16 protein-coding genes and 1 pseudogene are annotated in these 13,399 nt (G+C 71.6%); 6 read left to right on the forward strand and 11 right to left on the reverse strand.

The features are described 5' to 3' along the window. Positions 1 to 507 precede the first annotated feature (507 nt). Both J8M50_RS47365 and J8M50_RS49570 read left to right on the forward strand, forming a co-directional pair. The gene (locus tag J8M50_RS47365; RefSeq protein ID WP_029184555.1) at positions 508 to 726 is read left to right on the forward strand and encodes a hypothetical protein; all 219 of its coding nucleotides are present in this window, start codon (positions 508 to 510) and stop codon (positions 724 to 726) included. Further along, a complete protein-coding gene (locus J8M50_RS49570) occupies positions 723 to 845 on the forward strand; it encodes a hypothetical protein (RefSeq protein WP_256725176.1) in 123 nt (40 codons plus the stop codon). Before J8M50_RS47365 ends, J8M50_RS49570 begins: the two co-directional genes overlap by 4 nt. An 11-nt stretch (positions 846 to 856) precedes the next feature. On the opposite strand, the gene J8M50_RS47370 is transcribed toward J8M50_RS49570, so the two are convergent. The 3 genes and pseudogenes from J8M50_RS47370 to J8M50_RS47380 all read right to left on the reverse strand — a co-directional run. Further along, the gene (locus J8M50_RS47370) at positions 857 to 1,315 is read right to left on the reverse strand and encodes a cyclophilin-like fold protein (protein WP_223786449.1); all 459 of its coding nucleotides are present in this window, start codon (positions 1,313 to 1,315) and stop codon (positions 857 to 859) included. Beyond that, complete coding sequence (locus tag J8M50_RS47375) at positions 1,312 to 1,977, reverse strand: SDR family NAD(P)-dependent oxidoreductase (protein WP_010359496.1); 666 nt, start codon at positions 1,975 to 1,977, stop codon at positions 1,312 to 1,314. Before J8M50_RS47375 ends, J8M50_RS47370 begins: the two co-directional genes overlap by 4 nt. Positions 1,978 to 2,011: 34 nt before the next feature. After that, a pseudogene (locus J8M50_RS47380) lies at positions 2,012 to 2,113 on the reverse strand (IMP dehydrogenase); the annotation flags it as partial. Positions 2,114 to 2,214: 101 nt separating this feature from the next. On the opposite strand from J8M50_RS47380, the gene J8M50_RS47385 reads away from it, so the two are divergent. Continuing rightward, complete coding sequence (locus J8M50_RS47385; protein WP_010359498.1) at positions 2,215 to 3,099, forward strand: helix-turn-helix domain-containing protein; 885 nt, start codon at positions 2,215 to 2,217, stop codon at positions 3,097 to 3,099. Here J8M50_RS47385 and J8M50_RS47390 read toward each other — a convergent pair. From J8M50_RS47390 to J8M50_RS47405, 4 genes are read right to left on the reverse strand one after another with little or no spacing between them, the layout of a single operon-like run. Continuing rightward, a complete protein-coding gene (locus J8M50_RS47390) occupies positions 3,089 to 4,165 on the reverse strand; it encodes an XdhC family protein (protein ID WP_010359500.1) in 1,077 nt (358 codons plus the stop codon). The two genes, J8M50_RS47385 and J8M50_RS47390, sit on opposite strands and share 11 nt — an antisense overlap. A gap of 27 nt (positions 4,166 to 4,192) precedes the next feature. Continuing rightward, complete coding sequence (locus tag J8M50_RS47395) at positions 4,193 to 6,385, reverse strand: xanthine dehydrogenase family protein molybdopterin-binding subunit (protein WP_010359501.1); 2,193 nt, start codon at positions 6,383 to 6,385, stop codon at positions 4,193 to 4,195. Beyond that, positions 6,382 to 7,362 carry an FAD binding domain-containing protein gene (locus J8M50_RS47400; protein WP_010359502.1) on the reverse strand — a complete coding sequence of 327 codons (981 nt, stop codon included), beginning with the start codon at positions 7,360 to 7,362 and terminating at the stop codon, positions 6,382 to 6,384. The genes J8M50_RS47395 and J8M50_RS47400 overlap by 4 nt, the downstream gene beginning before the upstream one ends. 7 nt (positions 7,363 to 7,369) lie before the next feature. Next, positions 7,370 to 7,975 (reverse strand): (2Fe-2S)-binding protein, encoded by a 606-nt coding sequence (locus J8M50_RS47405; protein ID WP_010359503.1) that lies wholly within the window; start codon positions 7,973 to 7,975, stop codon positions 7,370 to 7,372. 280 nt (positions 7,976 to 8,255) lie between these two features. Here J8M50_RS47405 and J8M50_RS47410 point away from each other — a divergent pair, with 280 nt between their 5' ends. After that, positions 8,256 to 8,693 (forward strand): hypothetical protein, encoded by a 438-nt coding sequence (locus J8M50_RS47410; RefSeq protein WP_010359504.1) that lies wholly within the window; start codon positions 8,256 to 8,258, stop codon positions 8,691 to 8,693. 352 nt (positions 8,694 to 9,045) lie between these two features. Here the strand turns inward: J8M50_RS47410 and J8M50_RS47415 are convergent, their stop codons facing one another. Together J8M50_RS47415 and J8M50_RS47420 are read right to left on the reverse strand one after the other, a co-directional pair. Next, on the reverse strand, positions 9,046 to 9,432 hold the full coding sequence (locus J8M50_RS47415) for a hypothetical protein (RefSeq protein ID WP_010359505.1): 387 nt from the start codon (positions 9,430 to 9,432) through the stop codon (positions 9,046 to 9,048). Then, complete coding sequence (locus J8M50_RS47420) at positions 9,423 to 9,629, reverse strand: hypothetical protein (RefSeq protein ID WP_010359506.1); 207 nt, start codon at positions 9,627 to 9,629, stop codon at positions 9,423 to 9,425. Before J8M50_RS47420 ends, J8M50_RS47415 begins: the two co-directional genes overlap by 10 nt. A gap of 264 nt (positions 9,630 to 9,893) precedes the next feature. Between J8M50_RS47420 and J8M50_RS47425 the strand changes: the two genes are divergently transcribed. Beyond that, entirely contained in the window at positions 9,894 to 10,838 is a 945-nt protein-coding gene (locus J8M50_RS47425) for a hypothetical protein (protein WP_010359508.1), read from the forward strand. Positions 10,839 to 10,880: 42 nt separating this feature from the next. Here J8M50_RS47425 and J8M50_RS47430 read toward each other — a convergent pair whose 3' ends face one another. Together J8M50_RS47430 and J8M50_RS47435 are read right to left on the reverse strand one after the other, a co-directional pair. After that, on the reverse strand, positions 10,881 to 11,465 hold the full coding sequence (locus tag J8M50_RS47430) for a hypothetical protein (RefSeq protein ID WP_010359509.1): 585 nt from the start codon (positions 11,463 to 11,465) through the stop codon (positions 10,881 to 10,883). A gap of 131 nt (positions 11,466 to 11,596) precedes the next feature. Continuing rightward, complete coding sequence (locus J8M50_RS47435) at positions 11,597 to 12,463, reverse strand: helix-turn-helix domain-containing protein (RefSeq protein ID WP_029184557.1); 867 nt, start codon at positions 12,461 to 12,463, stop codon at positions 11,597 to 11,599. A 148-nt stretch (positions 12,464 to 12,611) separates the two neighbouring features. Here J8M50_RS47435 and J8M50_RS47440 point away from each other — a divergent pair, with 148 nt between their 5' ends. Beyond that, positions 12,612 to 13,370 (forward strand): SDR family oxidoreductase, encoded by a 759-nt coding sequence (locus tag J8M50_RS47440; protein WP_010359512.1) that lies wholly within the window; start codon positions 12,612 to 12,614, stop codon positions 13,368 to 13,370. Positions 13,371 to 13,399 lie beyond the last annotated feature (29 nt).

Consider the following 13,399-nt stretch of genomic DNA (forward strand, 5'->3'; position numbering starts at 1 on the left):
CGAACGCTGGACACCGGTTGCCGATCCTCACGCCCTGCCGGGCGCCGCGCGAGCGATTTTCGCGGTCACTGTGTTCCGCACCCGCTGGGCCTCCCGCGACGAAGCGCTCTGCTGTCGGCAGAGACCGCTGCACAGTCCGTCCGTGGGTCCCTCGACCTGGCACCCGGTGGCCGAACACTTGAGGGCGGCCGGGTACCAGGTGCGAGTGCCGTTCCTGCTGGGCGTGGGCGCCGGTGCTCCGCCCTTCTGGCCCCGCGCCGTGGACGCCGTCCGCGACGATCTCCGGCAGGTCCCGGCCGACAGCCCCGTCACGCTGGTGGCACACAGCAACGCGGGCTTGTTCGTCCCGGTGATTCGCCGGGGACTCGACCATCCGGTGGCCGGCTCGGTCTTCGTGGATGCCGCACTGCCGGCCCGGAGCGGACCGACCCCTGTCGCCCCACCCGAGTTGCTGGAGTTCCTCCGCCCGATGGCTGTGAACGGCAGGCTGCCGCGCTGGACCGACTGGTGGGACGAGGCGGACGTCGCACCCATGTTCTCCGACCCGACGGCTGGGACGACCACCCCTGCTCCTACCTGCTGTTCGGCCCTCCGTACGACGACTTCGCCACCGAGGCCCGCGAACGCGGCTGGCGCGTGGCGGACCTCCCCGGCGAACACCTCCACCAGATCGTCGATCCCGCCGGCACAGCCCGGCACCTCGCCGAATGGGCCACCGCGGCTTGACCCTGCCGAGGTTCGGGGCGGACGGCGTCCTGCCCGCGGACCTGGTCATCGCCGGTTACGGCGCCGACGTCGACCTCGATGTGATCCGTTCGCGCCGGGCTGCGAGGTCGACGTACTGAGATCCCGCATGTCATGAAACGTTCTCGATGGTGATCTTCTCCGCGCCGGGGAGCCGGCCGGTATCGCTCTCGGCCACCCGGCCGAGGATGACCAGACCGTCGGAATAGGGAAAGTCGCGGTAGAAGACGGCCAGATTTCCCCAGGGCGCGTAGTAGGCCAGGTCACCGGCCTTCGCTTCGGCCCCGCCAGGGGAACCCGAGACGGACAGCCGGCGCGGCAGATCCGCGATCCTCTCCGTCGCGTGGAAGTCACTGAGGTCCAGCGTGAGAGGGAGCAGCGCGGCGAAGTCCCGGGCGGCGGCGCTGTCGTCGAGAGTCGCGGCGACGGGGTGGCCGTCGACGGTGAGGCGAAGGTTCATGGTGGTTGTCCTGCCGGACGAAGACGCGGAGGGCGACGGTCGGGTGGTCTCCGCCGTACAGGCGGTCACGGCCAGCAGCAGAGCGGCGGCCGGTATCAGGTGGTGTCTCATGGTTCCAATGGCTCGGCGTAGTGGCGGAAGCCGCTCCGGTGGACGTGGAGACCGTACAGGCGCTCGGCCAGCGCATCGGGACTGCTGAGCCCGGCGCCGGGCCGGATGGCCCCGGGGACGATGAGCTGGGCGACGTGGATGTTCTCCGGCGCGAGGACGTCGTACAGCATCCGGGCGTACGCACTCTCCCCGGCGTACGCGATCGACGTCCCGGCGACGTTCGGATTCGGCCGCACGGCGCTCGCGCCGTTCACGAACAGCACGGTGCCGCGCCCGAGTTCACGCATCCCGGGCAGCACCGCGTCGACGGCGGTGACCGGACCCTGGACCGAGAAGGCCAGCGGGGCGGTGAGGTCGTCGGCACCCGTGTCCAGGAGCCGCTTCATGAAGTCGGCACGGGGAGCGGGGCTGTACTGGAGGATCTCGACGGGCCCCAGCGTGGCCGCCGCGTCCTTCAGCGCCGTACGCAGGGACGCGGCGTCGAGGACGTCAGCCGCGAAGCCCCTCACCTCGACCGCGTCACGGGCCAACTCGGCGACGAGGGGATCGAGATGCTCCGTACGGCGCGAGAGGAGCGCGACGGCGTGGCCCGCGGCGGCGAACCTCCGGGCGGTGGCGAGCCCGAGGCCGGGGCCGGCGCCGATGAGGGCGAAAGTGGTCACGTGGTTCCTTGTCCTGGGTGATAGGTCCCTCGGGTCAGGGCGCGAGGAGGACCTTGACGGCACGGCGTTCGTCCATGGCCTTGTACCCCTCGGCGACCCGCTCCAGCGGCAGGGTGAGGTCGAAGATCTTGCCGGGGGCGCCCGGAATTCAGGCTCACACGCGGGCCGGGGCGCGGAAAGCGGAGGGATTCATCCTGGGAGGAAACTGTCCCCCCATCCCGGAGCGCGACGGATGCCATGCTGAACGGCATGACCAGCAGCATTCCCCCGAACGAGCTGGGCGGGTTCCTCAGGAGACGCCGCTCCGAGCTGAGTCCCCGTACGGTCGGCCTGCCCGAGCTGGGCGGCCCCCGCCGGGTCGCCGGGCTGCGCCGCGAGGAGGTCGCCCAGCTCGCCTCGATCAGTACCGACTACTACACCCGGCTGGAGCAGGGCCGGATCCAGGCGTCCGCCCCCGTCCTGGAGACCCTCGCCCGGGTCCTCCACCTGGACGACGACGAGCGCGGCTATCTCTTCCAGCTCGCCGGCAAGACCGCACCCCGTACCCGGCGGCGCGGCCGGCAGCAGGTCCAGCCGCAGCTCCAGCGCGTCCTCGACGACCTCACCGCCACGCCCGCCGTCGTGCAGGGCCGCCGGGGGGACATCCTCGCCTGGAACGCTCTGGCCGCAGCCCTGGTCACCGACTTCTCCCTGGTCCCGGAGAAACACCGCAACTATCCCCGGCTGATCTTCACCGACCCGGTGATGCGGACCCTGTACGCCGACTGGGAGACCTCGGCGCGGACCGCCGTCGCGCAGCTGCGCATGGAGGCCGCCCGCTACCCCGAGGACCCGCGCCTGATCGAGCTGGTCGGCGAACTGTCCACGCGGGACCAGCAGTTCGCGAAGTGGTGGGGCGAGCACAAGGTCGCGGCCCGGACCGTCGGCACGAAGACCCTCGACCACCCCGTCGTCGGCGAACTCGTCCTCGACTGGGACACGTACACCGCGAACACGGACGCCGACCAGCACCTGACCGTCTGGACCGCCGCGCCCGGCTCGCCCACCCACGAACGCCTGCGCCTGCTGGGCTCCTGGGCCGCCGACCAGCGGCTCCAGCCCTCCTCCGCTCTCAGCGGCTGACCAGCACCTGACGCCGGTGGATCGGACCCCTGCCCCGGGACAGGGGCAGACCGGTTCCCCCGTGGGCATGGGCGACGATCTCCGCCGTGATCGACACCGCCGTCTCCTCGGGGGTGCGGGCGCCGAGGTCGAGGCCGATGGGCGAGCGGAGCCGGGCGAGCTGCTCCGGCGTCACGCCCGCCTCCCGCAACAGACGCAGCCGCTCGCAGTGGGTGCGCCGCGACCCCATCGCCCCCACGTACCCGACGGGCAGACCGAGCGCCAGCCGCAGCAGGGGTACGTCGAACCTGGCGTCGTGGGTGAGGACGCAGACGGCGGTACGGGCGTCCACGTCGGTGTCCGCCAGGTAGCGGTGCGGCCAGTCGACGACGACCTCGTCCGCGTCCGGGAAACGCGCCTCGGTCGCGAAGACGGGACGCGCGTCGCAGACGGTGACCCGGTAGCCGAGGAAGCGTCCGGCCCGGCTGAGCGCCGAGGCGAAGTCGACGGCCCCGAAGACCAGCATCCGGGGGCGGGACGCGTGGACGTGCACCAGGACCGACAGGGCGCCGACCTCCACCCGGGCCGTATGTCCGGCCCGCAACAACGCCCGCGCCTGTGCGCCCACTTCCCGGCCCACCTCGCCGGTCAGCGCGTCGGCGTACAGCATCCGGCCGACCAGCTCGCCGGGACCCTCGACGATCTGCGCGAGCGCGACGGGCCTGCCGTCGGCCGCGTCCGTGAGAGCGGCGGCGAGGTGGGACCGTTCCGCCGCGTCCACGCGCTGGACGAGGACGTCGAGTTCGCCGCCGCAGGTCAGCCCGACGGCGAAGGCGTCGTCGTCGGAGTAGCCGAACCGGGCGCGCTGAGGCGCGTCCCCCTCACCGAGCACCTGTCGGCACAGCTCGTACACCGCGCCCTCCACGCATCCCCCGGAGACGCTGCCGACCGCGTTGCCGTCCTCGTCCACCGCCACTGACGTACCGACGGGCAAGGGCGCGCTGCCGGTGACGCCGACGACGGTGGCCAGGGCGAAGGGGCGTGCCTCGCGGCACCAGCGGAGCAGCGTGTCCGCGATGTTCAGCATGGGCGGATCCTTGGGAGAAGAGGGATGTCAGAGCAACGCCTCGGCCGTGATGGGCAGTTGATGCACCCGGCGGCCGGTCGCGTTGAAGACCGCGTTGGCGATCGCCGCCGCCACGCCGACCTGGACGACCTCGCCGAGCCCCTTGACGCCGAGCGTGTTGCCGGCGTTGTCCTCGCCGTCCAGGTAGACGGCCCTGACCTCGGGGACGTCGGCGTTGACCGGGACGAGGTAGTCCGCCAGGTTCGCGTTCACGATCCGCCCGTCGCGGTGGTCGGTGACCGTGTGCTCCAGCAGGGCCGTACCGATCCCGCCCACGATGCCGCCGATCGCCTGGCTGTCGGCGAGCTTGGGGCTGATGATGCGGCCCGCGTCGTACACGCCGAGCATCCGCCGTACCCGTACGAGGCCCAGGTCCGCGTCCACGGCGACCTCGGCGAAGGTGGCGCTGTAGGCGTGGTAGGAGCGCCGCTCGGTGCCGGGCCCCTCGTAGACGCCGTCCGCTTCCAGGTGGGTGCGGTCGTTGCGGGCCAGCAGGCTGCGGTAGGTCTCGCCGCGCGCCGGGTCGCCCTGGACGTACAGCCGGCCCGCGCGCACCACCACGCCGCCGGCGTCCGCCCCGTACAGCGGTGACGCCTCGTCCCCGACGGCGAGGGCGATCGCCTGTCGCCGCACCTTGTCGCAGGCGTCGGCGACGGCCGTGCCGACGCTCGCCATGGTCGCCGAGCCGCCGTGCGGGGACGTCCGCGGGTAGCGGGAGTCGCCGAGCCGGAAGGTCACCGTGCGCATGGTCAGCCCGAGCGCGTCCGCGGCCACCTGGGTCTGCGAGGTATAGGTGCCCGGGCCCATGTCGCTGGTGGCCGCCTCGACCACCGCCGTGCCGTCGGCGTCCAGCCGGGCCCGGGCCTGCGCGGGATAGCGGCCCGAGTCGTAGACCCCGGCGGCCATGCCCATCCCGATCAGCCGGTCCCCGTCCCGCGTCGCACGGGGCCTGGGGTCGCGGCGGTCCCAGCCGAACTCGCGGGCGCCGACCGTGTAGCACTCGCTCAGCCGGCGGGTCGACCAGGGCAGCCCGTTCGACTGGTCCTCGCCCGGCTCGTTGCGCCGACGCAACTCGATCGGATCGACGCCCAGTTCGTGCGCGAGCTCGTCCATCGCCGACTCGATCGCGAACGACGCCGAGGCGAGTCCAGGACCGCGCATCCAGATCGGGGTGTTCACGTCCAGGGGCACCTGCCGGTACGCCTGCCGCACGTTCGGCATGCTGTAGAGCATCTGCCCGGCCAGCATGACCGCCTCGGTGAACGTCTCGTACGACGAGGTCTCGGCGTCGATGTCGTGGATCGCCGCGTTCAGCCGCCCGCGCCGGTCGCTGCCGAGCCGCAGCCGGTACGCGTACGACGGCCGGAACCCGGTCCCGAAGTACATCTGACGCCGGGTCAGCACCAGCTTCACCGGACGGCCCGTCACCCGCGCCGCCAGCGCGGCGACGATCGTGTGCGGCCAGCACCGCAGCCCGCTGCCGAACCCGCCCCCGACGAACGGGTTGATCACCCGCACCGCGTCCGCCGGCAGGCCGAACACGGCGGCGATCTCGTCGTGCGTGCCCATCACCCACTGCGTCTTGTCCCACACGGTCAGCCGGTCGCCGTCCCAGCGGGCGACCGTGGCGTGCGGCTCCATCGGGTTGTGGTGATTGCGCGCCATCCGGTACGTCCGGTCCAGCCGTACGGCCGACGACCGCAGACCGGCCTCCGCGTCGCCCCGCGCGTACGGCGTCGGCTCCCCGGGCTCGGCCTCGCGCAGATCCGTCGAGGGCCGCTCGGCCTCGTAGCGGACCGACACCAGGCTCGCGCCGTGCTGCGCGGCCTCCAGCGTGGTGGCCACCACGACGGCGACCGGCTGGCCGTGGAAGAGGACCCGGTCGTCCTGGAAGACCCGCAGCCTGCGGCCGGGCGGGTTGTTGGAGCCGGAGTTGTCGCGGTACGGCAGCGTCGGCGCGTTGCGGTGATGGATCACCCGCAGGACGCCCGCGTGCCGCTCGGCGGCGCGGGTGTCGATCGCGGCGATACGGCCCCGGCCGATGCTCGCGTCCACAATGACGGCGTGCACAGCGCCCTCGATCTCGTGCTCGACGGCGTACTCCGCCTGGCCGGTGACCTTCAGCACGCCGTCCACCCGGGACAGGGGCGCGCCCACGGCCGCCTGGGGCTGGGGACTCACTCGCTTCCTCCTACGATGCGCAGCTGGCGTTCGACGGTCCGCCGCAGCAGCGCGACCTTGAACCGGTTGTGGGCCAGGGGGCGGGTGCCCTGTTCCGCTCGCGCGGCGGCCTCGGTCCACAGCGCCGCTGAGGGGCGCTCCCCGGCGAGGCGCTGTTCGACGGCGGGCAGCTTCCACGGCACGGTGCCCACTCCGCCGGCGGCGACCTTCGCCTCGCGGATCACCCCGCCCCGGATGTGCAGGGCGACGGCGGCGGAGGTGAGGGCGAACTCGTAGGACTGGCGGTCGCGGACCTTGAGGTAGCCCGACCTGAGCGGCCTCGGCAGGGCGGGGATCTCCACGGCGGTGATCAACTCGCCCTTTTCGAGGGCCTGTTCGCGGTGCGGTGTGCCGCCGGGCTGGAGGAGGAAGTCGGCGAAGGGGATACGGCGATCGCCGTCCGGGCCCAGCAGGTGCACGCTCGCCTCCAGGGCCGCGAAGGCCACGGCTACGTCGGAGGGGTGCGTGGCGACGCAGGCGTCGGAGGTGCCGAGGACGGCGTGGGAGCGGTTGAAGCCGTCGCGGGCCGCGCACCCCGAGCCGGGCTCGCGCTTGTTGCAGTCGGCCGTCACGTCCCGGAAGTACGTGCACCGGGTGCGCTGCATGATGTTGCCGCCGATGGTCGCCATGTTGCGCAGCTGGGCGGAGGCGCTCAGCTCAAGGGCCTGCGAGATCACGGGGTGGGTGAGCCGGATCGTGGGATGCCGGGCGGCGTCGGCCATGGTGACCAGGGCGCCGATCCGCAGCCCGCCGCCCTGGGTGACGAGGATGTCCCGCAGGGGCAGGCCGGTGATGTCGACCAGCGTCCCGGGGCGTTCGACGGTCTCGCGCATCAGGTCGACGAGGGTGGTGCCGCCAGCGATGTAACGGCCGCCGCGCCGACCGGCGTCGAGGGCCTCGCGGGTGTCGGCTGCCCTGGTGAAGGAGAAGGGGTGCAAGAGGGCCTCACTTCCGGTGGGCGGCGGTCTGCTCGACCGCGCGCACGATCTTGACGTAGCAGCCGCAGCGGCAGATGTTGCCGCTCATCCACTCCCGGATCTCCTCGGGCGAACCGGCGTGCCCCTCCTGGACGCACCCCACCCCCGACAGGATCTGGCCCGGCGTGCAGTAGCCGCACTGGAAGGCGTCCTGGTCGATGAACGCCTGCTGGAGCGGGTGCAGTTCGTCGCCGTCGGCGAGTCCCTCGATGGTGGTCACCTCGGCGTTCTGGAGCCGGACGGCCAGTGTCAGGCAGGAGTTGACGCGCCGTCCGTCGACCAGGACCGTGCAGGCTCCGCAGGCCCCGGCGTTGCAGCCCTTCTTCGCGCCGGTGAGGCCGAGGTGTTCGCGCAGGAGGTCGAGGAGCGAGGTGCGGTTGTCGACGGTCACGGTGTGGCGGGTGCCGTTGATGGTCAGGGTGACGCGGCTCGTGAGCGGGGCGGCTTCAGGGGGGCCCGCGAGCAGGGTGCCGCTCGCCACGGCGGTGGTGGTGGCGATGAAGGTCCGCCGGGTTGGCGCCGGGAACGGTCCATCGGCGTCGGGGGAGGGCGGGTCGGGGGATTCGGTCGACATATGTATGCCTTCGTGTCGCGGACAGCTCGGCCGTACACGGGGGCACGGGCCTAGGGGTGGATCGTCACGGGAGGGACCTGGAGAGCCGCGTGCGATGAGAGCGGCCGGTCACGCGGGCAGTCTGACACCGGGGATCCGGCTCGCGGGAGGGAGATTTTCCTCCCCCTTTGACCTCTGGAGGCGCGTCTGCCGGGGAGCGGGGGTCCTACTGCTTTCTTATGAGGCGCGGTACGCCGCGAGACCGATCCCCGCGCATCCGGGCGACCGTACGGTGACGCTCATGAGCAACGCGGTGGAGGTCGTCCGGGGGTACGTGGACCATGACACCGACGCGGTCCAGGCGGCGCTGGCCGGGCTGGACGCGGACAGCCGGGTCGAGGTGTACGCCCTCCTGAACGGCCTGCTGCACTCCACGATCAGCATCATGGAGCTGACCGGCAGGCGCTGGAGACTGGACGAACTGGTCCGTCATGCCGACGAGGTCGCCACCGCCGCCCCGCCCCACTACGAGTTCGCCATCACCGAGGCGACTCGGGCGTGGGCTCGCGGCGACGGCTCGGCGATGCGGGCGCTGTCGGGCCGGGACGTTCTGGGCGCCGTACACATGACGGCCGTGGGCGTCACCGCCCTTGGCCTCGCCCTGTGGGGCAGGGCTGGACTCCTCGATGTCCTGGAGGAGTTCGACAGGATCGCCGGCGGACTGGTCGACGGGGCCTAGCCCACTTCGGACTCTCGCCGGCTCCGTCGTCGATGCCACCTGCCTGCGGGGCCGGCGAGAACCCCGGCACGCGCCGTGAACTCCCGCACCCCGCAGATGTATTGGAGCTGATCGTCTTAGCTCCGGAGGGCTGGTACGACGACGTCGCTGCCCTTGTCTCCCTGCTCAGACCTCTGGCGTGGTCGCTCCTGCCGACGCGGGACCGTGAGCCGTCGCCGGGACAGCGCCGTGTCCGGTCCGCCGGGCGAGGGCGAAAGTCGTGAAGCCCCAGCTCTGGTTGCCGTTCGCGGCGAGGTCGCCGGGCCGCACTGCCGGTTCATGGTCCTGCCCCGGGCCGGACAGGACGCCGGGCCTACGCCACCTTCCGACCCCTCCGGATGCGCAGCACAGGAACCACGTTCAGCAACAGCCCCACCGTCGCCACCCCCGTGACCAGGTTCAGGTCCGGCCGGTACGCGGTGAAGTCCGCCCCGCTGTCGCCCGTCCCCGCAAGCACCGCAGTGAGGGCCGCGAGGACGAGGGCCCCACCGACCTGGCCCGAGGTCTGGACGAGCCCTGAGGCCAGGCCCTGTTCCGTGGCCTGCGCCATGATCGCGCCGTACCCGAAGGCGAAACCGCCGCCGAGGAGGACCAGGGACGGGAACATGCCGGACGTGTACGCGGGGGAGGAGCCCGCCGAGACCAGGAACCAGACGTAGTCGAGGGTCATCGAGAGCATCGCGGTGACGATCAGGGGCATCGGCGTGCGCTACCCGAACCCGGCGTGTAGCTCAGTTCCCCGAGCGGCGACAGTTCTGGTAGGCGGTTGGTGACCGCCCGCGCCGACAGCCGGGCGAGCTTGGCGATCTGCTCCAGGGACAGGGAGAACCACCCCCTGTCGTCCGCCTCACGGACCAGGGCGAAGTGCCCCTCCGTTTGGCCCGCGAGCGGCTCCACATCAGCTCCGTCATGACGGCGCTCACCGGTCGTCGCCGCGCGCCGTGGCGGCGTACCGCTCTGCCCGCAACCCGAAGGAACGGTCGTCCTCCGGGGCGTACCCGACGCGGTCGGGGTGCGGGGTGAAGTAGAGGCGGCCCGTGGAAGTCGTGCGGGAGTCGCCAGTCGAGGGCGTCGCCGAAGTGCTGCCGTACGAGCCGTGCGGCGCATGGCGTCGTACCTCTCGGCCTTCGAGTGCCGCGTGGAGGAGAGCGCTCAGGATGGGTGGGCAAGCCGGTCGTTCACGGCTTCTGTCCGGTCGGCGTAGTCCTCGACCAGGTCGCCGATGAGCGCGAGCAGAGCGTCGGCTCGGTGCCGGTCCTCCCGCTGGTTTCGCAGGTCCACGACGAGAAGTACGTGCTGCTGGTGCCGCTGATGAACGGCGGCGACGGCGGCGTACTCCTGAAGCGCGGTCTCGACGACCTGACCGCCGGCGCCGTCAAAGCCGTCTACACCCACGGCACGGCACTCGACGCCGACAGCCTCGCCGTCGACAAGCCGGTGCTGATGGCCTACAGCCAGTCCGGCGGCAACGCCTTCACCAGCGCCGGCAACAACCTCAGGGCGATCGGCGGTCTCGTCCTGTTCGAGACCGTCTACACGAACGAATACCCGCGCGACGCGAAGAACAGCAGGCTCCTGCTGGGCAAGGACGTCATCCCCAAGCTGCTCAAGGAGAACGTCAAGGTCGTCGTCATCGGCCGCTGGCGCGAGCGCCCGCGCTCCTTCCTGCCCGACGGCAAACTCTTGCGGGGAATCACGGTCTTCCCCGATGCCGCGAACTACTACCTGCTCGACTACCCGCTGCCTCCCGACGGCCGGCTGAGCTCGGCGCACCCCGTCGTCGTCCTGCGCTACTCACGCCTGGTGGACGGCAAGCACGACAAGGCCCTCGACCTGATCCTCGGATCGGAGGACCCCGCTCACCTCGACGACCCCACGGCGCGGAGCGAAGCGGCGGTCGAGGCGTCGATCGCCGGGTACCGGAAGGCGGGACTCGGCGACGAGTCCATCGTGCGCCGGGTGTTCTCGATGGAGTACGTGCCGGAGAGAAGAGGCGCCTACTACCCGCACAACCTCATCCTCGCGGGGGGCCAGCACCTGGACACGAGGACGAGGACGTACCGGGGGTTCGTCCAGGAGGCGCTGAGAGTGTTCGGAGCACCATGACCGCCCCGACGATGCCGACGGCATTGCCGGGGCGCCTGGGGCCTACAGGTACGGAAGGACGAAGTCGTACCCCGCGACGCTGTGCGCAGCGCCCGCCGGACAGCGGCCGTTGGTGGGGTAGCCGTAGAAGTAGAGCCCGTAACACTTGGGGCAGAAGCGCCAGTTGTGCTGCGTGTTCGGGGTCTGCGGGATGTCGTGCGGGAGGACGAAGTCGTACCCGGCCGCCGCGTGGGCCGCGCCGGCGGGGCAGCGGCCGTTGTCCGGGTAGCCCCAGAAGAACATGCCGAAGCACTTCGTGCAGAAGCGCCAGTTGTGCTGGGCGGTGGGGGTCTCCGGGATGTCGTGCGGGAGGTTGAAGTTGTAGCCGGCGGAGTCGTGGCCGCCGCCGGCCGGGCAGACGCCGTCGGTGGGGTAGCCGCGGAAGAACATGCCGAAGCACTTGGTGCAGAACCGCCAGTCGGCCTGGTTCGCGCGGACCGCCGCGTGCGCGGAGGGGGCGGTGGCCGCGATCGCCGCGGCGGCGCCGAGGCCGGCCGCCGCGAGGCCGAGTGCCTTGCCGAGCACGGTCCGGCGGGCCGGCTGGGAGTGCTGCTGCGGTGCGTCGTCGTGTCTTGCCGGTAAGCCCATGGGTGCACCCCTTCGTGAAGGGCCTTCTGGTGGAGCCCGAGTGGGCGTTCAGTGCGCCCAGTATTCGACCCATCACTTTGTGTGGTCAACGGGGTGTGGGTGCACGGCCGACGGGCCGGGTGCGCCCTGTACTACCCGGCGCGCAACGCGTGGGGAGTGACGCCGAGTTGGCGGCGCATCGTGCGCGTGAGGTGGCTCTGGTCGGTGAAACCGCAGGCGAGGGCGATGTCGGCGATGGGGGAGGCGCTGGTGAGGAGCGCGGTACGGGCCTGTTCGAGGCGTTGCCGCAGGACGTACTGGTGGGGCGAGTGTCCGGTGGAGGCGCGGAAGGTGCGGGTGAAGTGGGAGGAGCTGACGCCGGCGATCCGGGCGAGAGTGTCGAGGCTGAGGGGTTCCGCGAGGTTGGCGTGGATGTAGTCGGTGACCTGGGCGAGCCTGCGCGGAGCGAGCCCTGGACCGGCGGGTCTGGCCGCGTTGCCGTGGGTGGAGGCGACCTTGATGACGTGCGCGGCGACCGCCTGGACCAGGGACTGGGCGTACAGCCCGTCGGCCGGTCCGCTGTGCTCGTACTCCTGGACCAGGCGCTCCACCATCATCGCGAGGAACGCGTCGCTGAGGTGGTAGGCGGGCGTGATCTCCAGGGTGCCGCGCAGTCCGGCTTCGTCGGCGAGCTTCTCCAGCCAGACCGGGTCCAGGGAGACGAGCATCAGCTCGGCGTCCTCCTGCCAGCGGGGGCGTGCGGCCCAGCCCGCCGGGTTGATCAGGGACTGGCCCCGGTGGAAGCGCTCACGCCGGGCGAAGCCGTCGGCGGACCAGTCGAGGGTCGTCGAGGTGCCCGCGTGCACGACGAGGACGTGACTGTCCGGACCGGTGGGCGGCTGCGCGGCGGGGTGCTTCCCGGCCGCGAGTTCCCTGTCCCGCTCGACGACGGCGTGCGCGAGGCCCGTACCGCTGCCGGAGAGGTGCACGAGATGGGGCTTGATCAAGGAACCTGACACGCTCCCATTCTGGCCTCGGGGCCGTCGTGATCGCACACTCCGGCTCGTGATGCGTTTGTCCAAGGACCGCGTGATCGTGCAAGAGGCGACGCGGGGCGCCGGGCGATGGTGGTCGTCGTACCGGCACCATCGCGAAGGCGGGATCCCCATGAGCGTGAACCACTCCCTGTCCGGCAGGACCGTCCTGGTCGGCGCGGGCGCGAAGAACCTCGGCGGCCTGATCAGCACCACGGTCGCGACGCAGGGCGCGAACGTCGTCGTCCACTACCACTCCGACGCGACCGCGCCCGACGCCCGCCGGACCCTGAAGGCGATCGAGGAGGCGGGCGGGAAGGGGTTCCTGGTCCAGGGCGACCTGTCCCAAGTGGCCGACGTCGAGCGGCTGTTCACCACCGCCAAGGACCACTTCGGCGGGATCGACGTCGCGGTCAACACGGCCGGTATGGTCCTGCGCAAGCCGATCGTGGAGACCACGGAGGAGGAGTACGACCGGATGTTCGCGGTCAACTCCAAGGCCGCGTACTTCTTCCTCCGCGAGGCCGGACGCCACCTGAACGACGGCGGCAGGATCGTCACCGTCCTGACCTCGCTGCTGGCCGCGTTCACGGACGGCTACTCGACGTACGCGGGTGCCAAGGCCCCCGTCGAGCACTTCACCCGCGCCGCCGCGAAGGAGTTCGCCGTACGCGGGATCTCCGTCAACAGCGTTGCGCCCGGCCCGATGGACACCCCGTTCTTCTACGCCCAGGAGACCCCCGAGCGCGTCGCGTTCCTCAAGTCACAGGGGCTGGGCGGACGGCTCACGGAGGTCGAGGACATCGTGCCGTTGGTCGTGTTCCTCGCCACGGAGGGCGGCTGGATCAGCGGGCAGACCATCTTCGCGAACGGCGGCTTCACGACCCGCTGACCATGACCCCGGCCGCGACCCCACTCCCC

It is taken from the genome of Streptomyces acidiscabies, assembly GCF_020010905.1.
GTDB lineage: Bacteria > Actinomycetota > Actinomycetes > Streptomycetales > Streptomycetaceae > Streptomyces > Streptomyces acidiscabies.